This window comes from Streptomyces ardesiacus, from assembly GCF_003112575.1.
Taxonomy (GTDB): Bacteria; Actinomycetota; Actinomycetes; order Streptomycetales; family Streptomycetaceae; genus Streptomyces; species Streptomyces ardesiacus.
Map to the genome: position 1 here is coordinate 712072 of NZ_BEWC01000002.1, position 22539 is coordinate 734610.

At 73.0% G+C, this 22539-nt stretch carries 18 protein-coding genes; 9 read left to right on the plus strand and 9 right to left on the minus strand.

Annotation, left to right across the window (positions count from 1 at the left end; translation table 11 throughout):
* Nucleotides 1-108 precede the first annotated feature (108 nt).
* Entirely contained in the window at nucleotides 109-2553 is a 2445-nt protein-coding gene (locus Sdi02f_RS10320; protein WP_108933279.1) for a DEAD/DEAH box helicase, read from the minus strand.
* Nucleotides 2554-3044: 491 nt separating this feature from the next.
* Between Sdi02f_RS10320 and Sdi02f_RS10330 the strand changes: the two genes are divergently transcribed.
* The gene (locus tag Sdi02f_RS10330; RefSeq protein WP_108933126.1) at nucleotides 3045-3827 is read left to right on the plus strand and encodes a ferritin-like domain-containing protein; all 783 of its coding nucleotides are present in this window, start codon (nucleotides 3045-3047) and stop codon (nucleotides 3825-3827) included.
* A 57-nt stretch (nucleotides 3828-3884) separates the two neighbouring features.
* On the opposite strand, the gene Sdi02f_RS10335 is transcribed toward Sdi02f_RS10330, so the two are convergent.
* The 4 genes from Sdi02f_RS10335 to Sdi02f_RS10350 all read right to left on the minus strand — a co-directional run bounded on the left by Sdi02f_RS10335 (nucleotide 3885) and on the right by Sdi02f_RS10350 (nucleotide 5864).
* Nucleotides 3885-4154: a hypothetical protein gene (locus tag Sdi02f_RS10335; RefSeq protein WP_030400710.1), complete on the minus strand. Its 270-nt coding sequence runs from the start codon at nucleotides 4152-4154 to the stop codon at nucleotides 3885-3887.
* Between the two features lie 230 nt (nucleotides 4155-4384).
* Nucleotides 4385-4612, minus strand: coding sequence for a DUF3107 domain-containing protein (locus Sdi02f_RS10340; protein WP_007444428.1), 228 nt, complete (start codon nucleotides 4610-4612; stop codon nucleotides 4385-4387).
* 142 nt (nucleotides 4613-4754) lie between these two features.
* Complete coding sequence (locus Sdi02f_RS10345) at nucleotides 4755-5396, minus strand: TetR/AcrR family transcriptional regulator (protein ID WP_030400709.1); 642 nt, start codon at nucleotides 5394-5396, stop codon at nucleotides 4755-4757.
* 246 nt (nucleotides 5397-5642) lie between these two features.
* On the minus strand, nucleotides 5643-5864 hold the full coding sequence (locus Sdi02f_RS10350) for a hypothetical protein (RefSeq protein WP_030400708.1): 222 nt from the start codon (nucleotides 5862-5864) through the stop codon (nucleotides 5643-5645).
* Nucleotides 5865-6091: 227 nt separating this feature from the next.
* On the opposite strand from Sdi02f_RS10350, the gene Sdi02f_RS10355 reads away from it, so the two are divergent.
* From Sdi02f_RS10355 to Sdi02f_RS10365, 3 genes are all read left to right on the plus strand, one after another.
* Complete coding sequence (locus tag Sdi02f_RS10355; RefSeq protein WP_108933127.1) at nucleotides 6092-7159, plus strand: alpha/beta fold hydrolase; 1068 nt, start codon at nucleotides 6092-6094, stop codon at nucleotides 7157-7159.
* Nucleotides 7160-7167: 8 nt separating this feature from the next.
* A complete protein-coding gene (locus tag Sdi02f_RS10360; protein ID WP_108933128.1) occupies nucleotides 7168-8838 on the plus strand; it encodes a DUF3152 domain-containing protein in 1671 nt (556 codons plus the stop codon).
* 217 nt (nucleotides 8839-9055) lie between these two features.
* A complete protein-coding gene (locus Sdi02f_RS10365; RefSeq protein ID WP_108933129.1) occupies nucleotides 9056-10822 on the plus strand; it encodes a DUF3492 domain-containing protein in 1767 nt (588 codons plus the stop codon).
* Nucleotides 10823-10884: 62 nt separating this feature from the next.
* Here Sdi02f_RS10365 and Sdi02f_RS36350 read toward each other — a convergent pair whose 3' ends face one another.
* Nucleotides 10885-11073 (minus strand): hypothetical protein, encoded by a 189-nt coding sequence (locus tag Sdi02f_RS36350; RefSeq protein ID WP_245962169.1) that lies wholly within the window; start codon nucleotides 11071-11073, stop codon nucleotides 10885-10887.
* An 81-nt stretch (nucleotides 11074-11154) separates the two neighbouring features.
* Between Sdi02f_RS36350 and Sdi02f_RS10375 the strand changes: the two genes are divergently transcribed.
* The 4 genes from Sdi02f_RS10375 (at nucleotide 11155) to moeZ (ending at nucleotide 15554) form a co-directional block, all read left to right on the plus strand.
* Nucleotides 11155-12357, plus strand: coding sequence for a hypothetical protein (locus Sdi02f_RS10375; RefSeq protein WP_245962170.1), 1203 nt, complete (start codon nucleotides 11155-11157; stop codon nucleotides 12355-12357).
* A gap of 111 nt (nucleotides 12358-12468) precedes the next feature.
* The gene (locus Sdi02f_RS10380; RefSeq protein WP_030400703.1) at nucleotides 12469-13527 is read left to right on the plus strand and encodes an SDR family oxidoreductase; all 1059 of its coding nucleotides are present in this window, start codon (nucleotides 12469-12471) and stop codon (nucleotides 13525-13527) included.
* Nucleotides 13515-14312, plus strand: a complete 798-nt coding sequence (locus Sdi02f_RS10385) for a spherulation-specific family 4 protein (protein WP_245962171.1) — start codon at nucleotides 13515-13517, stop codon at nucleotides 14310-14312. The genes Sdi02f_RS10380 and Sdi02f_RS10385 overlap by 13 nt, the downstream gene beginning before the upstream one ends.
* A 63-nt stretch (nucleotides 14313-14375) precedes the next feature.
* The gene (moeZ, locus tag Sdi02f_RS10390) at nucleotides 14376-15554 is read left to right on the plus strand and encodes an adenylyltransferase/sulfurtransferase MoeZ (protein ID WP_030400701.1); all 1179 of its coding nucleotides are present in this window, start codon (nucleotides 14376-14378) and stop codon (nucleotides 15552-15554) included.
* A gap of 71 nt (nucleotides 15555-15625) precedes the next feature.
* Here the strand turns inward: moeZ and Sdi02f_RS10395 are convergent, their stop codons facing one another.
* The 3 genes from Sdi02f_RS10395 to Sdi02f_RS10405 all read right to left on the minus strand — a co-directional run bounded on the left by Sdi02f_RS10395 (nucleotide 15626) and on the right by Sdi02f_RS10405 (nucleotide 21801).
* Entirely contained in the window at nucleotides 15626-17167 is a 1542-nt protein-coding gene (locus Sdi02f_RS10395) for an alpha/beta hydrolase (RefSeq protein ID WP_053637486.1), read from the minus strand.
* Between the two features lie 154 nt (nucleotides 17168-17321).
* Entirely contained in the window at nucleotides 17322-18872 is a 1551-nt protein-coding gene (locus tag Sdi02f_RS10400) for an alpha/beta hydrolase (RefSeq protein ID WP_108933132.1), read from the minus strand.
* Between the two features lie 115 nt (nucleotides 18873-18987).
* On the minus strand, nucleotides 18988-21801 hold the full coding sequence (locus Sdi02f_RS10405) for a lysylphosphatidylglycerol synthase transmembrane domain-containing protein (RefSeq protein ID WP_108933133.1): 2814 nt from the start codon (nucleotides 21799-21801) through the stop codon (nucleotides 18988-18990).
* Between the two features lie 185 nt (nucleotides 21802-21986).
* Between Sdi02f_RS10405 and Sdi02f_RS10410 the strand changes: the two genes are divergently transcribed.
* Nucleotides 21987-22415 carry an MGMT family protein gene (locus Sdi02f_RS10410; protein ID WP_281262860.1) on the plus strand — a complete coding sequence of 143 codons (429 nt, stop codon included), beginning with the start codon at nucleotides 21987-21989 and terminating at the stop codon, nucleotides 22413-22415.
* The last annotated feature ends 124 nt before the right edge of the window (nucleotides 22416-22539 follow it).

Sequence of the window (22539 nt, forward strand, 5' to 3'; positions counted from 1 at the left end):
GGCTATCGGGCGGGGGCCGACGGGCGGAGGCACGGGTGCGCCGACGCCGTCGGCCCGGCCCCGCGCGGATGGCGGGACCGGGCCGACGGACCGGGCGAGCGGCGTGGATCAGCTCTCGCCGGCCTCCACGGGCTGCGGGGCGGCGGCCGTCTTGCGGGTGCGGCGCGCCTTCGGCTTCGCCTCCGCCGCGTCGGCCGCCTCGACGGCGGCCGCGGCCTTACGGGTCCGACGCCGCGGTGCGGCCTCCGTCTCCTGCGAGGCCTGCGCCGGAATCTCGGCGGCGGCCTCGGTGGCGGCGGCGGTCTTCCGGGTGCGGCGGGTCTTGGGCTTGGCCTCCGTGCCTTCGGCGGTGTCGGTGGCTGCCTCGGCGGTGGCTTCGGTCTTGGGGGCGGCCGTCTTGCGGGTGCGGCGCGGCTTGGCCTCGGCTTCTGCCTCGGGTGCCGGTGCGGCGGGTTCGGTGGCCTTGCGGGTGCGGCGGGTCTTGGGCTTGGCCTCCGTGGCCTCGGCGGTGTCGACGGCCGCCTCGGCGGCGGCCTCGGTCTTGGGGGCGGCCGTCTTGCGGGTGCGGCGCGGCTTGGCTTCGGCTTCTGCCTCGGGTGCCGGTGCGGCGGGTTCGGTGGCCTTGCGGGTGCGGCGGGTCTTGGGCTTGGCCTCCGTGGCCTCGGCGGTGTCGACCGCCGCCTCGGCGGCGGCCTCGGCCTTGGGGGCGGTCGCCTTGCGGGTGCGGCGCGCCTTCGGCTTGGCCTCGGCCGACTCCGCCGTGGCCTCGGCCGTGTCGGCCGTCTCCTCGGCGGCCGTGGCCTTGCGGGTGCGGCGGCGCGGCTTCTCGACGGGAGCCTCGACGGCCGGGGCCTCGACGACCGCCGGCGCCTCCACGACCGCGGGTGCTTCGACGACCGCCGGGGTCTCGACGACGGCCTGGGACTCCACGGCCGTCGCCTCGGTGGCCGCCGGGGTCTCCGCCGACTTGCGGGTGCGGCGGCGGCGCGGCTTCGCCGGGGTCTCCGCCACGATCTCCGCGGCCTCGGAGGGCGCCGGAGCGCTGTCCTCGGCGGTCTGCGGCGCGGGGGCCTCGGTCGTCGCGGCCGTCTCCGGACGGCGCGACGGCTCGCCGCCGCGCGTACGGCGCCGGCGGCGCAGCGTGCGGGGACCCGCGTCGGCGGCGCTGTCCGCCTCGCCGGTCACGGCCTCGGCCGCGGGGCTCGCGGCGGCCTCCGCGTCCACCGGAGCACCTCCGCGCATCCGACGGCGACGGCGCGGCGTCGTACGGGACGGACGGTCGCGGTCGCGGTCGCCGGAGCGCGCGTCGTCCCGGCCGCCCCGGCCACCCCGGTCGCCGCGTCCGCGGCCACCGCGTCCGCCCGGCTCGCCCAGGTCCTCAAGCTCCTCCGCGTCCAGACCGGCGCGGGTGCGCTCGGAGCGCGGCAGGACGCCCTTGGTGCCCTCGGGGATGCCGAGGTCGGTGTACAGGTGCGGGGAGGTGGAGTAGGTCTCGGCCGGGTCGCTGAAGCCCAGGTCGAGCGCCTTGTTGATCAGCTGCCAGCGGGGGATGTCGTCCCAGTCGACCAGCGTGATCGCCGTACCCTTCGCGCCCGCGCGGCCCGTGCGGCCGATGCGGTGGAGGTACGTCTTCTCCTCTTCCGGCGACTGGTAGTTGATGACGTGCGTCACGCCCTCGACGTCGATGCCGCGGGCGGCGACGTCGGTGCAGACGAGCACGTCCACCTTGCCGTTGCGGAAGGCGCGCAGGGCCTGCTCGCGGGCGCCCTGGCCGAGGTCGCCGTGGACCGCGCCGGAGGCGAAACCGCGCTGCTTGAGCTGGTCGGCCAGGTCGGCCGCGGTGCGCTTGGTGCGGCAGAAGACCATGGCCAGACCCCGGCCGTCGGCCTGCAGTATGCGGGCCACCATCTCGGGCTTGTCCATGTTGTGCGCGCGGTAGACGAACTGCTTGGTGTTCGCCACCGTCGCGCCCGCGTCGTCCGGCGAGGTGGCGCGGATGTGCGTGGGCTGCGACATGTAGCGGCGGGCGAGTCCGATGACCGCGCCCGGCATGGTCGCCGAGAACAGCATGGTCTGGCGCCGGGCCGGCAGCATGTTGATGATCTTCTCGACGTCGGGCAGGAAGCCCAGGTCGAGCATCTCGTCGGCCTCGTCGAGGACCAGGCACTTGACGTGCTTGAGGCTCAGCTTCTTCTGGCCCGCCAGGTCCAGCAGGCGGCCCGGGGTGCCGACGATCACGTCGACGCCCTTCTTCAGGGCCTCCACCTGCGGCTCGTAGGCCCGGCCGCCGTAGATCGCGGTGACGCGGACGTTGCGCACCTTGCCGGCGGTCAGGAGGTCGTTGGTGACCTGCTGGCACAGCTCGCGCGTCGGGACGACGACGAGGGCCTGCGGGGCGTCGGTCAGGGACTCGGGCGCCGCGCGGCCCGCCTCGACGTCGGCGGGGACGGTGACGCGCTCGAGGAGCGGAAGGCCGAAGCCCAGCGTCTTGCCGGTGCCGGTCTTGGCCTGGCCGATCACGTCCGTGCCCGAGAGGGCCACGGGGAGCGTCAGCTCCTGGATCGGGAAGGGGTTGGTGATGCCGACGGCTTCAAGGGCTTCGGCGGTCTCGGGGAGGATCCCGAGGGATCGAAACGTCGTAGTCAGGGTGCTGCCTCTTCTGTGTGCGTGGTGCGAGGCGAGCGCGCGGGTCGTGCCGGACCGTGTCGGGGACGTCGGCTGCCTTACGGGTGAGCCGTAGGACACGGGACCTCTGTCGACGCTCCAGCGCTCGTACCACTGAGGGTCCCCCTCCGGGCTCCGTACGCAGTTCGGCGTACGGCAGGAGGGCTGTCGGGTCGGAGCCGATCGGGCCACCGACCGGGCATCCTCATGCGTGCGGCCCGACGACGATGTCACGTACCCGTACGTCACATACTCGGCAGGCGCATTACCACCATACCCCGGAATCGCGCACACGCGATGGCCGATTTGCTCACGTAGTCGTCGTCACACTCACTGACCAGGGCCTTACCACCCCCGAAGAGCGGACTATTGTGCGCTGCATGACGAGCTCTGACAAGCCTGGCACCGCCGCAGACGCACCCACCGAGACCACCGGAACCGCAGGTACCCCGGGCAGCGCCGGAGCCACCCCGGTCGCCTCCCGGGACTGGGAGTCGGCCGCGGCCGACCCGCAGTACCGCGCCGCGGTCGTGGACCTGCTCGGCGCCCTCGCGTACGGCGAACTGGCGGCGTTCGAGCGGCTCGCGGAGGACGCCAAGCTGGCGCCCACGCTGGCGGACAAGGCGGAGCTGGCGAAGATGGCCTCCGCGGAGTTCCACCACTTCGAGCGGCTGCGCGGCCGGCTGGCCGAGATCGGCGAGGAGCCGACGGGGGCCATGGAACCGTTCGTGGCCGCCTACGACGGCTTCCACAAGCAGACCGACCCCTCCGACTGGCTCGAAGGGCTCGTCAAGGCCTACGTCGGCGACTCCATCGCCAGTGACTTCTACCGCGAGGTCGCCGCACGCCTCGACACGGACACCCGCGAGCTGGTCCTCGCCGTGCTCGACGACACGGGGCACGCCGGGTTCGCCGTGGAGAAGGTGCGCGCGGCGATCGACGCCGACCCGCGCGTGGGCGGGCGGCTCGCCCTGTGGGCGCGGCGGCTGATGGGGGAGGCGCTCTCGCAGTCCCAGCGGGTGGTGGCCGACCGCGACGCGCTGTCGACGATGCTCGTGGGCGGGGTGGCGGACGGCTTCGACCTGGCGGAGGTCGGCAAGATGTTCTCCCGGATCACCGAGGCGCACACGAAGCGGATGGCGGCGCTGGGGCTGGCCGCCTGACCTCTGTCGCCCCGCCCTGCGCCGACGCGGGGATCCGGCCCGGTGCGGCGGCTGCCGTCAGGCGGTCGCCGAGCTGCGCCGGATTCTTCCCGCCGGACGCAGCAGCAGCGACAGTGAGGCCGCGGAGAACGTCGCAGATCCCAGAAGCACCGCCACGAGCCCCCCGGCGCCCAGCGCGGTGTGCGTGACGAACGCCCCGAAGAGGGCCCCGGCGACACCGGTCGGCAGCACCAGGAGCCGGGCGGGCAGGCGGTGGGGCAGACGGTGCGCGGCGGCCCATGCCAGGGCGAATCCGAGGATCGCGGCGCTGAACGCTTCCAAGAGCATGTCGGGGTCCCTCCCACACGGCCGGCCTGCCCCAAACGGTCACAGCCGACTTACCCCTGCCCTGCGGAACACAATCCTCCTCCTGTGGGTGAACTGTGCTCCGTACGTGAACGCGAACGGGAAGACGGGACGCGAACGGGAGGACGGCGGCGTGCGAACGGGAAGACGGGTGGGCCCGGCGGAGATTTCCGCCGGGCCCACCCGTCCGCGTCCGTCGTCCGCGTCGCCGACTACAGCGCGCCGAAGCCCACCTTGCGCGGAGCCGGCTCACCGATCTCGACGTAGGCGAGACGGTCGGCCGGCACCAGGACCTTGCGGCCGTGCTCGTCCACGAGGCTCAGCAGCTGCGACTTGCCGGCCAGCGCCTCGCCCACCACGCGCTCGACCTCCTCGGCGCTCTGACCGCTCTCCAGAACGATCTCGCGGGGCGCGTGCTGCACGCCGATCTTGACCTCCACGGCTATGTCCCTCCGACGGTCAGTGAGTGCGCGATCTTACGCGCCGTACCAGCACACATTAGCCCGGTGAGGGGACGTGCACGCTGCGCCGGAGAACGCCAGGAGCGAACAGCCGACGGGAACAGAATCCGCGCGGTGCCGGTCAGTGCTGCTCGGTGCCGTGCAGCGGGAAGCCCGCGATGCCGCGCCAGGCCAGCGAGGTCAGCAGCTGGACCGCCTGGTCGCGCGGGACGCTGCGGTCGCTGTGCAGCCAGGAACGCGCCACCACCTGCGCGAGGCCGCCCAGACCGGAGGCCAGCAGCATCGACTCCGCGCGCGAGAGGCCGGTGTCCTCGGCGATGACGTCGCAGATCGCCTCGGCGCACTCGTTGGTGACCTTGTCCACGCGCTCGCGCACGGCGGGCTCGTTGGTCAGGTCCGACTCGAACACCAGTCGGAACGCGCCGCCGTCGTCCTCGACGTAGGCGAAGTACGCGTCCATCGTCGCGCGGACGCGCTGCTTGTTGTCGGAGGTCGACGCGAGCGCGCTGCGCACGGACTGGATCAGCGCCTCGCAGTGCTGGTCCAGCAGGGCGAGGTAGAGGTCGAGCTTGCCGGGGAAGTGCTGGTAGAGCACCGGCTTGCTGACGCCGGCGCGCTCGGCGATGTCGTCCATCGCGGCCGCGTGGTACCCCTGGGCCACGAAAACTTCCTGTGCGGCGCCCAGCAGTTGGTTGCGTCGGGCTCGGCGGGGAAGGCGTGTGCCCCGCGGGCGTACCGCCTCTGTCTGCTCGATGGCTGTCACGCCGCCTCCCATAGTCGTCCTCGTGCGGTGTGCGCCGCGTCGACATCGTACTTTTCGGTAACCGCGGTGTGTGAGCCGCGAGCGCAGAATTTCACGGACCGGACAGTGGCGAAAACCGCACAACAAGTTTCAAAAGGGCTCAGGCCGGGCAAAGATCGGCCTCCCTTCTGTCCGGCGAGGCGTGCCGGGGCGGTGGTCGCCTCCGCGGTCCTCGCCCCCGCGGTCCTCGCCTTCGAGGCACGCGCCTCAGCGGTAGTCGTCCTCGTCGTGCGAGACGACCCGGGCCTGTTCGGCGAGGTCGGCCTCGTTGGCGCGGTCGGGGTCCACGTCCGTCAGCGGTTCGTCGCGCTCCTGCCCGACGTCCGCCCGCTGCTCGGCCGTGTCGGCGTCGGGTGCCTCCACGTCGCGTTCCTCCGCTTCCGGCACCTCGTCGGCGAAGGTCTCGGGGTCGGTCGGGTCGACGGTCATGCTGGGCTCCCTTCCTACGAACGTCCCTGGGGTGCAGGGGCCACACGCGGGTGCCCACTTCACGAGCGTAGGAGACTCCCGATCCGGACGCCATGCGTCGCCCGTCCCGGTCCTCCGCGGCCGGCCCTCGCACCGATGGCATGCGTACCCCGTACGTGGGCCGTCAGTGCACTGTCTGTGACGGCGAACACATGAGTCACCGCGTGATCGTCTCGTAACATTGCCGCATGCCTTCGACCGAGCCGCCCTCCGTGCCGCCCGCCAACGTGCTGCCGAAGGTCGCGGCCGTCGGGGTCGCGGACGGGGAGCGGCTCAGGTCGGTCCGCCTTCCCGGCGTCACCCTGACGGTACGGTCGAGACCGCCTGCCCGCGAGGGTTTGCCGCCCGCCCTGTACGTCCACGGCCTCGGCGGTTCCTCGCAGAACTGGTCCGCGCTCATGCCGTTGCTGGACGGGGTCGTCCACAGCGAGGCCCTCGACCTGCCCGGTTTCGGCGACTCCCCGCCGCCGGACGACGGCGACTACTCGATCACGGGCCACGCGCGCGCGGTCGTGCGTCACCTCGACGCCGCCGGGCGCGGCCCCGTGCACCTCATCGGCAACTCGCTGGGCGGCGCCGTCGCGACCCGCGTCGCGGCGGCGCGGCCCGACCTGGTGCGGACCCTGACGCTGGTCTCGCCCGCGCTGCCGGAGATCCGCGTGCAGCGCAGCGCCGTGCCGACGGGGCTGCTGGCGCTGCCGGGAGTGGTGCCGCTGTTCAACCGGCTCACCCGGGAGTGGACGGCGGAGCAGCGGGTCCGCGGCGTGACGGCGCTCTGCTACGGCGACCCCGCGCGGGTGACGCCGGAAGGCTTCCGCAACGCCGTGGAGGAGATGGAGCGGCGGCTGCGGCTGCCGTACTTCTGGGACGCGATGGCCCGTTCCACCCGGGGACTCGTCAACGCGTACACGGTGGGCGGCCAGCACGGACTGTGGCGACAGGCCGAGCGGGTTCTCGCACCCACGCTCCTGGTCTACGGTGGACGGGACCAACTCGTCGGCTACCGCATGGCCCAGCGGGCCGCCCGTGCCTTCCGCGACTCCCGGCTGCTGACCCTGCCGGACGCGGGACACGTGGCGATGATGGAGTACCCGGACGCCGTGGCCACGGCGTTCCGTGAGCTCCTCGCGGACACCGGGGGCGCCGCGCACACCGCGGACGGCCCGGACGCCGTGGACAGCGGGAGTCCGGCGGGTGGCGAGAGGACCGACGGGGCCGTCGACGGCGAGCCCGCCAACCAGACAACAGGAGGCTGAGGCGCGACGTGGGACGCCACAGCCGCCGTGGGCCCGCCCCCAGGGCCGACGCCGCGGAGAACGCCGCAACACGTGAGAACCGCACCGGCGGGCGGGCCCCGGAACCACCGCACCCGGCGAACGGGACCGCGCGGGGGCCGTACGGGCAACGGGGGGAGCAGGGGGACCCGAGGGCGCGGGAGGCGTTCCGGTCGGCGCCCGGCGAGAACCCGGGCATGCGCCAGGGGTTCGCGGGTCCCGGACCGGGCCGGGGAGGCGGCACCGGCACGCCGCTCCCGGACGGCACGCCGGCCCACGGCTTCCCGCGGCCGGCGGACCGCACACCGGCCCAGGGCGTCCCCCGGTTCCCCGACGGCACGCCCGCCCACGGCACGCCCGCCCACGGCGCACCCGGGTTCCCCGGCGGCTCCCCGGGGCAGGGCGCGCCGGGGGTCCGGGGCGGTCACCCCGAGCAGCGGGAACCCGGCGGCGGCTGGGGCGAGTGGAACGGCCGGTCCGGTGCCGGGTACGGACCCGGGACGGGAGCGCGCGCCGGCGCCGCCCCCGCGTCCTACGCGCCGGCGCCCGGGTCCTCCGCACCGTCCGGTCCCTCCGCACCGTCCGGGCCCCTGCCCCGGCAGCGGCGGGCGTCCCGGGAGGGGCCGCGGCAGGACTACCTCGACGCCTTCGACACGGATGCCTTCGACGCCGAGGACGACGTCTTCGCGACCCGCCCCGCACGCCGTGCGCCAGGCGCGGCGCGGCCCGCCGACCCGTACGCCTCCGTCACCGACTGGAGCGCCGCCGACGGGGGCGCCGCCGGGCGCGGAGGCGGGGGAGGCGGTGTCCTCGACGACACCGAGGACCGGTCGCCCACGGGCGAGCCCGCGGCGGCCAAGGGTGCCAAGGGCCGGACCTTCACCGGTATCGCGGCGGCCGCCGTCACCACGGTGCTGGCCGTCGTCGTGGCCGGTCAGGTGGCCGACGGGACGGACGGGGGCGACACGCGCTCCCAGGCGGCCACGGACCAGGCCCGGGACGCCCACGGCTCCGCGTCACGGGACGACGCGCGGCCGACGCCCTCCGCGTCCGCGAAGCCGCTGACGTACGAGCAGAAGATGGGCAAGACGTACCCGCTCAGCGCCACCCTCAAGGGCTCCGGGAAGTTCGAGGCGGTCCCGGGCATCGCCAAGGGGACCGGGAAGGGGGAGCGGTACGCCTACCGCATCGACGTGGAGCAGGGGCTCGGCCTCGACGGCGAACTCTTCGCCGAGGCCGTGCAGAAGACGCTCAACGACGACCGGAGCTGGGCCCACAACGGCGCCCGCACCTTCGATCGCATCGAGTCGGGCCAGCCCGATTTCGTCATCACCCTGGCCAGTCCCGGGACCACCGCCGAGTGGTGCGCCAAGTCCGGCCTGGACACCACCGAGGACAACGTGTCCTGCGACTCGGCCGCCACCCAGCGGGTGATGATCAACGCCTACCGGTGGGCGCAGGGCGCCGAACCGTACGGCGACGCGATCCACCCCTACCGGCAGATGCTGATCAACCACGAGGTCGGTCACCGTATCGGCTTCAACCACGTCACCTGCGACAAGGACGGCGAACTCGCCCCGGTCATGCAGCAGCAGACGAAGTTCGTCGACCACGACGGAATCGACTGCCGCCCGAACCCCTGGGCCTACCCGAACAGTTGAGCAGGGTCAGATCGGGCCCGTGCATCACACCCAGTGACTGCTTGATCTCCTAGCGCGACCGAACGCGTTTCGTGCGGGAAAGTTACGACCGTTCACCCCTTTTGGTGGCGCGATGGACAACCGTCCGTCGCGCCACCTCCTTGTCCGCATACGTTCGTCCCGCTGCGAGCCGCCGGGCCAACGGCGGCTCCCCAAACGGGAGATCGGGGGTGCGCGCGTGCGCATCGGACTGCTTACGGAGGGTGGCTATCCGTATGTGAGCGGTGAGGCCGGACTCTGGTGCGACCGGCTCGTGCGCGGCCTGGACCGGCACGAGTTCGACGTCTATGCCCTCAGCCGCAGTGAGCAGGAGGAGGCCGGCGGCTGGGTTGCGCTGCCGCCGCAGGTCGGCCGGGTGCGCACCGCCCCGCTGTGGGAGTCCGTGGACGACGGAATCGTCCACGGACGGCGCGCGCGCCGGCGCTTCTCCGAGTGCTACGGCGAGCTGGCCACGCTCCTGTGCGCCACCACCCCCGGAAGTCCGTCCGCGGCTGCGGGCGGGAAGGCGGAAGAGGGGGCGGGAGGGCAGTCGGCCCTTGAGGCGGACCGTTTCGCCAGCGCGTTGTACGGGCTCGCCGAACTCGCCCGCGACGAGGGCGGGCTGCCCGCCGCACTCCGCTCGGAGACCGCCGTGCGCGCCCTGGAGCGCGCCTGTCGCGCGCCCGGCGCCCACAGCTCCGCACGCCAGGCGCGCGTTCCCGACCTGCTGACCGTCGCGGCGCGCCTCGAACGCGCCCTGCGCCCCCTGTCGCTGGACTGGTACGAGGACGACGACCTCGGCTCGGTGGACCTGTGCCACGCGGCCTCCGGCGGCACGGCCGCCCTGCCCGGCCTGCTCGCCCGGCACTTCTGCGACGTCCCCCTGCTCGTGACCGAGTACGGCGTGCGACTGCGGACGCACTACCTTACGGAACCCGATTCCTCGCCCGCGATACGCTCCCTGCTCGCTTCCTTCCATGGTCGGCTGGCCGCCGAGACCTACCGGCGCGCGGCCGTGATCACGCCCGGCAACACGCACGCCCGCCGCTGGCAGGAGCGCTGCGGGGCCGACCGCGCCAAGCTGCGCACGGTCCACCCGGGCATGGACGCGACCCCCTTCGCCCAGGCGGCGGAGTCACCGGAGTGCGCCGACCCGCAGACCCTCGTCTGGGTCGGACGCGTCGAGCCGGCCAAGGACCTGGTCTCGCTGCTGCACGCCTTCGCGGAGATCCGCCGGGCCGAGCCCGGGGCGCGCCTCAGGATCGTCGGCACCCCGTCCGGGCCGGAAGGCGCCGCCTACCTCGCCCACTGCAAGGCACTGGCCGCGCAGCTCTTCCCGGACGAGGCCGACGGCCCGCACGCCGTCGGGCGCAACCCGGTCGCCTTCGAGGAGACCGGCGGACCCGAACTGCCGACCCGCGCCGACGCGTACGCCTCCGGTGCCCTGGTGGTGCTCTCCAGCGTGGTCGAAGGGTTCCCGTCCGGGCTCGTCGAGGCCATGTTCTGCGGCCGCGCGACGGTGTCGACGGACGTCGGCGCGGTGGTGGAGGCCATCGGCGGCACCGGGTTGGTCGTGCCCCCGCGCAATCCGCGGGCGCTCGCCGAGGCGTGCGTCGCGCTGTTGCGCGACCCCGAGCGCCGTGACCGGCTGGGCGCCGCCGCGCGCGCCCGCGCATTGGAGCTGTTCACCGTCGAGCAGAACATCGCGGCATTTCACAGCATTTACCTGGAGATCCTTTCGCGCACACCGGTCCGCCGCGTCGTCCTCGACGAGACCGGCGAGCCCCTCCCCTTCGCTGTTCCCGCCGAGGCCCACGTCCCCGGCCGCTGGAGCGACCCCGCCGCCCGGGGCACGGCCAGGGGCGGCCCCGGCTCGCCCCGGAGCGCTCCGGGCTGGGCGACGGACGATCCCGTCCGGGCCACGGCCAGGGCCACGGTGCCGGCGACCGAGGGAGCGGCCCTATGAGCGGCATCGGCGAACTGGACCGGCCCGAGACCCCGCGCAGCCCGGGCGCCTGGGACGAACGCTCACGGACGTGTCTGGCCGACGGGACGGACGAGGCGGACGGCGTGCGTTCTGCGGCGGCGGACCGGAGTCCGGACTCCGCGGAGGGGTGCGGTCATGACGGTGACGGTGGCGACGGCGACGGTCGCGGTCGTGGTGGTGACGGTCGCGGTCGTGATGGTGACGGTCGCGGTCGTGATGGTGACGGTCACGGTCGTGATGCTGACGGTCGTGGCGGTGTCGGTTGCGGGGGTGACGCCCATGAGGGCGACGCCCGTGGGAACGACGGTCGTGTGGGTGCCCGGGGCCGTGACGACGGCCCTGTCGGTGCGGGGCGTGGAGGAGGCGACGTCGCTGGAGCGGTCCGCGACGGCAGTCGGCCGCCGTCCGGATCCGCGGCCGCCGTACGCCGCTCCGCCGCGGCGGATCCCGTGAAGGGACTGCTGCACCGGCACCGCGACCTGTGCGAACGCGCCGTGGACCCACTGGAGATCGCGGCGGGCCTGGAGGCGCACGGCGTCACCGACCGGACCGCCGCACGTTTCCGCCACCGGGACGTCTTCTCCCTGGCCGAGGAGATGTACGCCCGTGTCCCGCGCGACGGCGACACCCCGGCCCGCCCCGAGGAGGCGCCGGTGTCCCGGCCACGCGGGCCACGCGCCGCCGGGGTCATCCTCGCCCTGCTGCCGGGCGCGCTGTGTGCCGCCGCCGTGGTCTGCCTGCGGCTCACCGAGGGACGGCCGCGCCTGATCGCCGCCGCCGTCGGTGTCCTCGCGGTGGCCCTGGCCCTGGGCGCGGCACTGCGCCGGGGGCCGCTGAGGGCAGCGACGCGCAGCACGAGCACCTGGGCCTGCTGGCTGGTCGGCTACGCCCTCCTCGGCGACGGACTCCTCGACAACGCCCTCACCGGCGGGCCCGACGGCCTTCCCGACGGCACCGCCGACGACCCGTGGCCCGTCACCGTCGGCCCCGTCCTGGCGCTCGCGCTGTCCTACGCGCCCGCGGCCGGGTGCGCCCACCTCTTCACCGCCGGGGCCCGCCGCAAACTCGCGTCCAGCCGGGGCCTGGCCGAGTTCTCCGCCTCCGTTCGGCCTCTGCTGCTCGGCACGTTCGCCCTGTACGTGGGTGCGCTCGCGGCCCTGCTCGCGCTCACCGGCGCGGTGCTCGGCGAGCCCGCCGCCCATCCCCAGGGCCTCACTTTGGGTGCCCTGCTGCTGCTCGCCCGGCTGCTCACCGTGCACGGTCACCTGCACGCCTCCAGGCTCGTCCTCACCGCGGCGGCCGCCGCCGAGGCGGTCGCCCTGGCCGCGCCCTTCGCCGGCCGCCTGCCCGGCTGCGGCTTCCTGAGCGTCCCCGTGGAGACCCTGGTCGCCGCCTGCGGTCCGGCCGGTGTTCCGACGGCCGCCTGCGGGATCGGCGCCCTGGCCCTCCTGGTCCACGCGGCCCGTCGGCTGACCAGAGCCTCGGCCCACGCGCCGACGGAGCGGACGCGTTGAGCGTGCGCACGGACAGCCGTTCACCCGCCCCCGAAACCCTCGCATCACCCCTTGAAGGAGCCCCCAGATGACCACCTCCCGACCCGACGCCTCGGCACCGGGAGCCGCCCGATGAGAGTCCTGCTGATCGGAGCCAACGGCTACATCGGCCGCTTCGTCGCCGACCGCCTGCTCGCCGACCCCGCCGTCCAGCTCACCGCCCTCGGCCGGGGCGACGACGCCGACGTCCGCTTCGACCTCGCCACCGGCAGTCCCGGCGCCCTCACCCGCTTCCTCGACGCGGTCCACCCCGGAGTGGTCGTCAACTGCGCGGGTACCACCCGGGGCGGAGCCCGCGAACTCACCCGGCACAACACCGTCGCCGTCGCCACCGTCTGTGAGGCCCTGCGCCGCAGCGGCTGCGGCGCCCGCCTGGTGCAGGTCGGCTGCAGCGCGGAGTACGGCCCCAGCCAGCCCGGCTCCTCCACCGCGGAGGACGCCGTACCCCGCCCCGGCGGCCCCTACGGCGTCAGCAAGCTCGCCGCCACCGAACTCGTCCTCGGCTCCGGTCTGGACGCCGTCGTCCTCCGCGTCTTCTCGCCCGCGGGGCCCGGCACGCCCGCCGGCTCCCCGCTCGGCCGCCTCGCCGAAGCCATGCGGCGGGCGATGCAGTCCGGTGACGGTGAGCTGCGCCTCGGCGGTCTCGGTGCCCAGCGGGACTTCATCGACGTCCGCGACGTCGCCCGCGCGGTGCACGCCGCCTCGCTCTCCGCCGCGCAGGGCGTCATCAACATCGGCTCCGGCCGGGCCGTCCGCCTGCGCGACGCCGCCGCCACCCTCGCCCGGGTCGCCGGTTACGGCGGCGCCCTGCACGAACTCGACGGTCCCCCCGGCGCGCTGCGGCCCACCATCGGCCATCCCCGCGGCGAGTCCGTCGGCCACCGCCTCGACGCCCTCGGCCACCACCGGCCCGACGCCCTCGGCCACCATCGCCCGGACGGTCTCGCGGGCCGCGGCGAGCGCAGCGACCCGGAGCACCCGGCACCCGCCCCCCACCCGTACCCCGACGGCTGCGGCAGTTGGCAGCAGGCCGACGTGCGCACCGCCCGCGACCGGCTCGGCTGGCGCCCCCGGATCGCCCTGGAGGAGTCCCTCGCCGACATCTGGATGGAGGCGGCATGTCGTATCTGATCGGTGCCGGTGCCGGTGCCGGTGCCGGTGCCGGTGCCGGTGCCCGTGCCGGGGCCAGGACAGGCACCGCGAGTACGTGCGTCCGCACCGGGTTCGGTGTCCCGGGGCTGGCCCATCCCCTTCTCGCTCCCGACGAGTGGGCCGGCCTCACCTGCCCGGGCACCCCGCTGCACTGGGTCGTCCTCAACGTCGCCGACGGCCCCGGCGCCCACCCCGACCCGCGCTGCCTGGAGGCCGCCGGCCGCCTGCGCAACGCGGGCGTCCGTGTCCTCGGCCATCTCGACGCCGCGTACGGGGCCCGCAGCCTCGGCGAGCAGATCTCCGACGCCCGCCGCTACCTCGACTGGTACCAGGTCGACGGCTTCCTCCTCGACCGCTGCCCGTCGGAACGGGCCGCCCTCCCCGAGGTCCGCCGCACGGTCACCCTCCTCCGGGCGATACGTGACGATGCCCACATCGTCCTCGGCCACGGCACCCACCCCAGTCCCGGCTACGCCGAGAACGCCGACCAGCTCGTCACCTTCTCCGGCCCCTGGGCCGACTACCGCTGGTCCCAGGCGGCCGAGTGGAGCGCCGACTATCCGCCCGACCGCTTCTGCCACTTCGTCCACGGCGTGCCGCGCGGGCACCTGGAGGAAGCGCTGCGCATAGCCCGTTGGCAGGGTGCCGCGACGATCTACTTCACCGACCGCACGGACCGCGGCGGTCTCGCCGACCCCTGGGAGACGATGCCCGGCTACTGGGACGACATCGTCTCGCGGGTCGGGACGGGTGTCTCGGAATGAAAAAGGCCGTGGCAGTGTTACTTGGAGAACAACCGTAATTACTGACCGACCAACGGAGTCCCCGTGTCGCTGCCACCCCTGGTCGAGCCGGCTGCCGAGCTCACCGTAGAAGAGGTCCGCAGGTACTCCCGCCACCTGATCATCCCGGATGTGGGGATGGACGGGCAGAAGCGGCTGAAGAACGCCAAGGTGCTCGCCGTCGGCGCGGGCGGCCTCGGTTCGCCGACCCTGATGTACCTGGCGGCAGCCGGTGTCGGCACGCTCGGCATCATCGAGTTCGACGAGGTCGACGAGTCGAACCTGCAGCGTCAGGTCATCCACAGCCAGGCCGACATCGGCCGGCCCAAGGCGGAGTCCGCCCGCGACACCATCAAGGGCATCAACCCGCTGGTGGACGTGGTCCTTCACCAGGAGCGGCTCGAGGCCGACAACGTGATGGACATCTTCAGCCAGTACGACCTGATCGTCGACGGTACGGACAACTTCGCGACCCGTTACCTGGTCAACGACGCCTGCGTGCTGCTGAACAAGCCCTACGTCTGGGGTTCGATCTACCGCTTCGACGGCCAGGCATCCGTCTTCTGGTCCGAGCACGGGCCCTGCTACCGCTGCCTCTACCCGGAGCCCCCGCCCCCCGGCATGGTCCCGTCCTGCGCCGAGGGCGGCGTGCTGGGCGTGCTGTGCGCGTCCATCGGCTCCATCCAGACCAACGAGGCCATCAAGCTCCTTGCGGGCATCGGCGAGCCCCTGGTCGGCCGCCTGATGATCTACGACGCCCTGGAGATGACCTACCGTCAGGTCAAGGTCCGCAAGGACCCCAACTGCGCGGTCTGCGGCGAGAACCCGACCGTCACCGAACTCATCGACTACGAGGCCTTCTGCGGCGTCGTGTCCGAGGAGGCCCAGGCGGCGGCCGCCGACTCCACGATCACTCCCAAGCAGCTCAAGGAGTGGATCGACGACGGCGAGAACATCGAACTCATCGACGTCCGCGAGCCGAACGAGTTCGAGATCGTCTCCATTCCGGGCGCCCGGCTGATCCCGAAGAACGAGTTCCTCATGGGCTCCGCCCTCGAGAGCCTCCCGCAGGACAAGAAGATCGTCTTGAACTGCAAGACGGGTGTCCGCAGTGCGGAAGTCCTCGCGGTCCTCAAGTCCGCCGGCTTCTCGGACGCCGTCCACGTCGGCGGCGGCGTGATCGGCTGGGTCAACCAGATCGAACCGGAGAAGCCCGTCTACTGACCGGCTCCCGGATCCGCTTTCCGGACGGCGGGGGTTTCGCGCACCACGGGTGCCCGAAGCCCCCGCCGCCGTCATGAGCAGACCTTGCCGTCCTTCGGCACCGTCCCCTTCAGCAGGTAGGCGTCCACCGCGGAGTCGACACAGTCGCTTCCGCTCCCGTACGCGCCGTGACCCTCGCCCTCCCAGGTCAGCACCACGCCGACGTCCTTGCCCAGCTCGTCCGCCATCCTGCGGGCGCCTTCGTAGGGCGTGGCCGGGTCGCCCGTGTTGCCTACCACCAGGATCGGGGCCGCGCCGGGTGCGCTCACCTCCGGGGTCTCGTGCTGACCGGCCACCGGCCAGTCGTGGCACCACCCGGCCGTGTCCCAGCCGAGGAAGGCGCCGAAGACGGGCGAGATCTCCTCGAGCCTCGGCAGCAGCTTCTTCGTCTCCTCCACGGTCGGCCGCTGCTTGTCGTCCAGGCACGATATGACCCGCTGTGAGTGGGTCGTCGTGCCGTAGCGCCCCGAGGGATCGCGTTCGTTGTAGCCGTCGGCGAGCGCGAGCAGCTCGGAGCCGTCGCCCTTCTCGGCCGCCGTCAGCGCACTGGTCAGGGCCGGCCAGCCGCTCTCGCTGTACAGCGGCAGCACGATCCCGGTGACCGCGAGCGTCTGCGTCAGCTCGCGTCCCGGTGAGGACGTGGGCAGCGGCTTCGCGTCCAGCCGCTTCAGCAGGCCGGCGATCTTCCGCGATCCCTGCTCGGGGTCCTGACCGGTCGACTTCAGGTAGTCGTCCAGCGCGCGTTGGAAGCCCCTGGCCTGGTTCTCGGCGTGCCCCATCGTGTCGGCGCCCGGGTCCACCACGGCGTCGAGGATCACGCGTCCGACGTTCCGGGGGAACAGGTGGGCGTAGACGCCGCCCAGTTCGGTGCCGTAGGAGATGCCGAAGTAGTGCATCTTCTCGTCGCCCAGGACGTGCCGCATCAGGTCCATGTCGCGGGCGGTGTCCGTGGTCGAGACGTGCTCCATGAGCTTGCCGGCGGCCTTCTGGCAGCCCTTGCCGAAGTCGGCGGCGTCCTTCAGGTAGGCCTGCTCCTCGGCCGGGGTGTCCGGCGTGGAGTCCACCGACTCGGCTGCCTCGATCGCCTCGTCGGAGCGGCAGCGGACGCCCTCGCTGGCCGCCACGCCGCGTGGGTCCCAGCTCACCAGGTCGTACCGCTTGTGCAGAGAGGAAACGGTGTCGGCGTAGGACGGCAGCGTGGAGACGCCGGAGCTCCCGGGGCCGCCGAAGTTGAACAGCAGGGAGCCGATGCGGTCGTCGCCGCTCGCCCTGGACCGGATCAGCGCGAGATCGATCGTCTCGCCATCCGGACGGGACCAGTCCAGTGGCGCCTTGAGCGTCGCGCACCGCCAGTCGCCGTCCGGCGCCGGGGCGTCGTCGGTGCCCTTGCAGCGGGTCCAGTCGAGCGTCTGGGACGCCAGTGCCTTCGGTACTCCGGACGGGGCCGCCGCCGTGGGCGCCGCGCTGCTCCTGCCCCCGTCGTCCTTGTCCCCGTCGGACGAACCGCCGCCGCAGCCCGCGGTCAGCAGTGCCGCGGCGGCCGTCAGAGCCGTCCACCTCGCGAGACGCGCCATGTCCTCTCCCCCCTGGCAAGCCGTCCGCGCCGGGCGGCGGAAGGCGTCGATGCCATGGTAGGGGGAGTCCGCATGGACCGCCGAAGCCTGTGGATAACGTTCTGACCTGCCGATTCACCGGCGCACTCGGCTCGGCCGTTGATCGGGTCTGCGGTCAGGAGCACACCGTTCCCGCCGCCGGCACCTTGCCGTCGAGCAGGTAGCCGTCCACCGCGTTCTGCACGCACCGGTTCTTGCTGTCGTAGGCTCCGTGTCCCTGGCCCTTGTAGGTCAGTTCCACGCCGACACCCTTGCCCAGGGCGTTCACCATCCTGCCGGCGCCCTCGTAGGGCGTCGCCGGGTCGCCGGTGTTGCCGATCACCAGGATCGGCGGCGCACCGGGCGCGCTGACGTCGGGGTGGTCGGCGGCTCCGGCGACCGGCCAGTCGGTGCAACTGAGCATGGACCAGGCGAGGTAGTCGCCGAACAGCGGGGACGCCTTGCGGAACTCGGGCAGCTTGCCCTTCACATAAGCGGTGTCGTACCGGGGCTTGTCGTCGGCGCAGTTGATGGCGACGTTGGCAGCGGTGATGTTGCTGTACTTCCCGTCCTCGTTGCGTCCGTTCAACGCGTCCGAGAGCACCATGAGCACCCGTCCGTCGCCGTCGTACGCCTGCTCCAGGCCCTCGGTGAGGTACTCCCAGAAGTCCTTCGAGTACAGCGCCTGCGCGATGCCGCCGGTGGCGGCGGTCTCGGTGAGTTCGCGCGGGAAGACGCCGGGGATCGGTGTGCGGTCGAGGTCCTTCAACAGCCGGGCGATGCGCGCCTTGACGTCCTCGGCCGTGTCGCCGACGGGACAGCCCTCCGCCTTCGACACGCAGTCCGCGGCGAAGTTGTCGAGCGCCAACTGGAATCCCTTCGCCTGGCCCAGCGAGCTCTGTTCCGCCGTCTGCGTCGGGTCGACGACCGCGTCGAAGACGGCACGGCCCACGTGCCGGGGGAAGAGGTGGGCGTAGACGCCGCCGAGTTCGGTGCCGTAGGAGATGCCGAAGTAGTACAGCTTCTCGTCGCCGAGCACCTGGCGCATCAGGTCCATGTCGCGGGCGGCGTCAGTCGTGCGCACGTGCGGGAGGATCTTCTTCGAGTGCTGCTCGCAGGCCGCGTTGAACTTCTCGGTGCTGTCCACGAACTCGGTGCGCTCGGCCCGGTCGTCGGGGGTGGCGTCCTGCTGGAAGTAGCGGTCGAGCTGTTTGTCGTCCAGGCACTCCACGGGGTCGCTGCGGCCGACGCCGCGTGGGTCGAAGCTGACCAGGTCGTAGCGGGTGCGGAGTTTCGCGTAGTCCTGGCCGAACGCGGGCAGCGTGGTGACGCCCGACCCGCCCGGTCCGCCGAAGTTGAAGACCAGTGAGCCGATCCGCCGGTCCGCCGCGCCGCTGGCCACGGCCCGGATCAGCGCCAGGCCGACGGTGTCCCCCTTGGGGTGGTTCCAGTCGAGCGGCACCTTCATGGTGGCGCACTGCCACGCGTCGCCGTCCGGCAGCGGGGAGGGAGCGGCGCCGCCGCCCTCGGCCTCGGACGGTGCCGGGCAGCTCTTCCAGCTCAGCTTCTGCTTCGTCAGGTCCTCGTCGTCCTCCTGGGTGCCGCCGCCGCAGCCCGCCAGCAGGACGGACAGGGTGACGGCGGTGGCGGTCAGGGCGGCGGCGCGCAGCCGGGCGGGATTCGGCATGCGTCCATCGTGCGGTCGCGCGGGAGCACCCGCTCGTGACCAGGGCCGTACGAGGGACGAGGGGTGGGGGGGCGAGGTGCGAGGGGCGAGGGACGACGAGCGGGCCCGTCTCCGGTTACAGCGCCTCTTTGCGCGTGAGGTGGTTGAAGACCAGCCAGCCCGGCAGGACCGGCAGCCACAGGGTGAGCAGCCGGTAGAGCAGCACCGCGGGTGCGGCGACCTCCTTGGGGAGGCCGACGGCGATCAGACCGACCGTCAGCGTCGCCTCCACCGCACCCACACCGCCCGGCGTCGGCGCGGCGGACCCCAGGGCGTTGCCGGCGAGGAAGACGACCGCGACGCTTGCCAGGGAGATCGACGACGACTCGTCGCCGAAGGCGCGGATCGAGGCGTCCAGGCACATCACGAAGCAGGCGGTGAGCAGCAGCATGCCGCCGATGCCGGTGATCAGTTTCTGCGGCCGCTGCAGCACGTCCAGCATGCGCGGCACGACCCCGGCGAAGAGCGACCGCACGCGCGTGACGACGAATTTGCGCAGGAACGGCACGGACGTCACCACGAGCACCAGCACCGCCACGGTCAACAGGCCCGCGATGACCGTCCGGGACGGCGACAGCGACGGCGTCTTCTCGGTACCGGTCAGGTAGCCGAAGGACAGCAGCATCAGGATGTGGCAGCCGAGCCCGAACAACTGGGACGCGCCGACACTCGCCACCGCGAGCCCGGGGCGTACGCCCGCGCGTTGCAGGAAGCGTGTGTTCAGGGCGACGCCACCGACCGCCGCGGGGGCGACGATCTTCACGAACGACCCGGCGACCTGTGCGGCAACGGTGCGCAGGAAGGGCACGCGTTCGGGCACGAAGCCCAAGAGCGACATCGCCGCCGCGACGTAGCTCGCCGCCGAGAAGAGCACGGCCGCCGCCACCCAGCCCCACTGCGCGTTCGAGATCAGGGGGCCGAACTCGATGTGCGTGAGCTGCGTCAGCAGGAAGTAGGCGCCGATCGCGCCGGCGATGAAGCTGATCAGCGTGCGGGGTCGCACCCGCTCCAGGCGGGCCGGTTCGACGGGGGCCTGCGGCCTGATGCGCAGCACCGCGTGGCGGATCAGGGTGAGCAGGTCCTCCTCGCGCGCCTCCTCGATCGCCTCGTCCACGGCCCGTTTCTCGGCCCGCTGCTCGGCACGTACGGCCTTCTTGTCCGGCTTGCCTGCCTTATCCGTCTTGCCTGTCTTGTCTAGACTGCCGGGCTGAGTCGATGTGTCGGCTTTCTCGGGCGCGGCGCCCGTGGTGTCGCCGCCGGCCGCCTCCGCGCGGGCGAGCTTGGCCTGGCGGGAGGACTCCAGGACCGCCTCGCGCTCGCGCTGGGCCCGTTCCCGGGCCAGCCTGCGCAGGGTCGCGCGCGTGGAGCGGCTGAGTGCGATGGGCTGGAGCATGGGCAGGCAGTCCGCCACCGCGTCGGGACCGAGTACGCCCACCGCCGACGCGACCGCGCGCTCGGCGCCGACCCGCAGGCCGAGCGTCACCAGGAGCTGGGAGATGTCCATGCGCAGCAGCAGGTCGCCGGCGGCGATCTCGCCGATGCGCAGGTCGGTGAGGATCACCGTGCCGGAATGATCCACCAGGATCGCGTCGCCCACCAGCCTGCGGTGCGCGATGCGCCGGGACTGCAGGGCGCGTACCTGCTCCCAGGTGTCGCGCAGCAGGTCGTCGGTGATCTCCTCGTCCGCCAGCGAGTCCAGGGACCGCCCGCCGGTGTGCTCGTAGACCAGCATCACGGCGTCGGGGCCCAGCTCCGACGTGGCGATCAGCTTGGGGGCGTTGGCACCGGCCGCGATGGCCGCGTAGGCGAGCAGCGCCTCCTGCTCCAGGGCCTGCCGCAAGGAGGGGAGGCTGCTGCGGGTGGCGAAACCGCGCAGGGTCAGATTGCGCCAGGCCCGGTAGAAGAAGCCCTGTGCCTGCTGTTCCCGGTCCACCACCGTCACGTCGAGCGGCCGGCCGTCCTCCAGGGTGACGAAGTAGCGGCGCCCGCGGTCGCCGGTCTCGACGCTGTCCGACGGCGCCTCCTGCCGGGCGGCGGTCACCGGCCGGAAGCCGACGTGCCGCAGGCCCGCCATCAGCGTCCGGCCGGTGGGGCGGACGTTGGGGGAGCCGACGGCGTACAGCGTCCCGTAGGCGACGGTCCAGCCGATGAGGACGGTCAGGATGATCGAGAACGGTGTGGTGTAACCGGTGACGAGCATCGAGAAGGCGTCCAGGAGCAGCACGATCCACAGCACCGCGCGCCAGCGGGGTCTGCGGGACATGCCGACGGCCGTCATGTACGCGATGACCGGGGCGAGGTAGCCGTGCACGGGGTCGGTCAGCGCGTGGATGTCGCCCGGGGACGGCTGGGTGAGCGCCTCCTGGATCGAGCCGGGGGCGGCCTTGGCGACCCAGAGATCGGTGGCGAGGGTCACCCCGTGCGCGAGGACCGCCGCCAGCACGCCGTCGGCGATCCGCAACCCGTCCCGCTTGATCAGCCGCTCGATCGCGAACGCGACCGGCACCAGGAGGATCGCGATGCTGGACGCCAGCCCCGCGATCTTGATGAGCAGGTCGGGAGCCTGTCCCGTGCCTTTGTTGATGTCCTGTTCGAGGCCCGAGGTGGTGCCGTGCGCGAAGGCGGCGATGGCGAGAAGTACGGCGACGGCGAGGACGCCCACCAGGAGGCGCACCAGGTCGGAGGGGCGGTGCACGCGCGCGGGGAGCAGCGGTTCGTCGCCCTCGACCTCGTCGATGTGCGCCACGTCCTCGGGGTCCGCCGCCGTCGCCGACGGGCCTCCGGGCGCCCGCTCGCGGGGCTTCCCGCCGCCCGCCTCCGCGGTGTCGGGGCGCGACGAAGAGTCAGAGGTGCCCTCGGCGTCCTCGGGGTGCGCACCCTGCTGCTTCATCGCCTCTTCTTGCTCTCGTATCACTGGTCACCGCCCGCACGATGGTGGCATGCCGCGTCGGTCTCGGCAGGCATCAGGGTGCCCGTGCGGGCCGCACAGTCTGCCCGAAGCACCGCCTCCGGGCGAGGGCCGCGGGCCCTCGGGAGGGCGTCGCGCTGTCGGCGGGGTGCGGCACCATGGGGCGGATGAGCGAGCAGAGCCTTCCGGACGGCGCCGGTCCGGAGAACGCGGACGCGCTGCCCGAGTATGCCGAGCGGGTCCTCGACGTGACCGAACTGATTCCGCCGGGCCGGGTCATGACCTACGGGGACGTGGCCGAGTACCTGGAGGAGGGGGGACCCCGGCAGGTCGGCCGGGTGATGTCCCTCTACGGGGGCGGCGTTCCCTGGTGGCGCGTCGTCCGCGCGGACGGCGTCCTGCTCGCCGGGCACGAGCTGGAGGCCCTCGACCACTACCGGGACGAGGGCACGCCCCTGAAGGAGGCGGGCAGAGCCGCCGAGGGACACCTGCCGCGCCTCGATCTGAAGCGGGCGCGGTGGGACGGCGGCACGGGCGTCCAGGGGCACGGCGGACGTGCCCGGGAGGACGGCGGACGCGCGCAGGGTCACACCTGACAGCTTCCGCCATGCGCCCGGCCGATGGGTGACCTGTGATCCGTATGAGGTAAACCGGGCACTTCGGGCATGTCCGTGGCATGACGTACGTTCGTGGGGCAGGGGGCGTCCGTGCCGCGAGTGA

Coding starts and splice junctions, on each gene's coding strand:
- Sdi02f_RS10330 (WP_108933126.1), top strand. CDS start 3,045: ATGACGAGCTCTGACAAGCCTGGCACCGCCGCAGACGCACCCACCGAG.
- Sdi02f_RS10355 (WP_108933127.1), top strand. CDS start 6,092: ATGCCTTCGACCGAGCCGCCCTCCGTGCCGCCCGCCAACGTGCTGCCG.
- Sdi02f_RS10400 (WP_108933132.1), bottom strand. CDS start 18,872: ATGCCGAATCCCGCCCGGCTGCGCGCCGCCGCCCTGACCGCCACCGCC.
- Sdi02f_RS10335 (WP_030400710.1), bottom strand. CDS start 4,154: ATGCTCTTGGAAGCGTTCAGCGCCGCGATCCTCGGATTCGCCCTGGCA.
- Sdi02f_RS10410 (WP_281262860.1), top strand. CDS start 21,987: ATGAGCGAGCAGAGCCTTCCGGACGGCGCCGGTCCGGAGAACGCGGAC.
- Sdi02f_RS10380 (WP_030400703.1), top strand. CDS start 12,469: ATGAGAGTCCTGCTGATCGGAGCCAACGGCTACATCGGCCGCTTCGTC.
- Sdi02f_RS10405 (WP_108933133.1), bottom strand. CDS start 21,801: ATGAAGCAGCAGGGTGCGCACCCCGAGGACGCCGAGGGCACCTCTGAC.
- Sdi02f_RS10350 (WP_030400708.1), bottom strand. CDS start 5,864: ATGACCGTCGACCCGACCGACCCCGAGACCTTCGCCGACGAGGTGCCG.
- Sdi02f_RS10395 (WP_053637486.1), bottom strand. CDS start 17,167: ATGGCGCGTCTCGCGAGGTGGACGGCTCTGACGGCCGCCGCGGCACTG.
- Sdi02f_RS10385 (WP_245962171.1), top strand. CDS start 13,515: ATGTCGTATCTGATCGGTGCCGGTGCCGGTGCCGGTGCCGGTGCCGGT.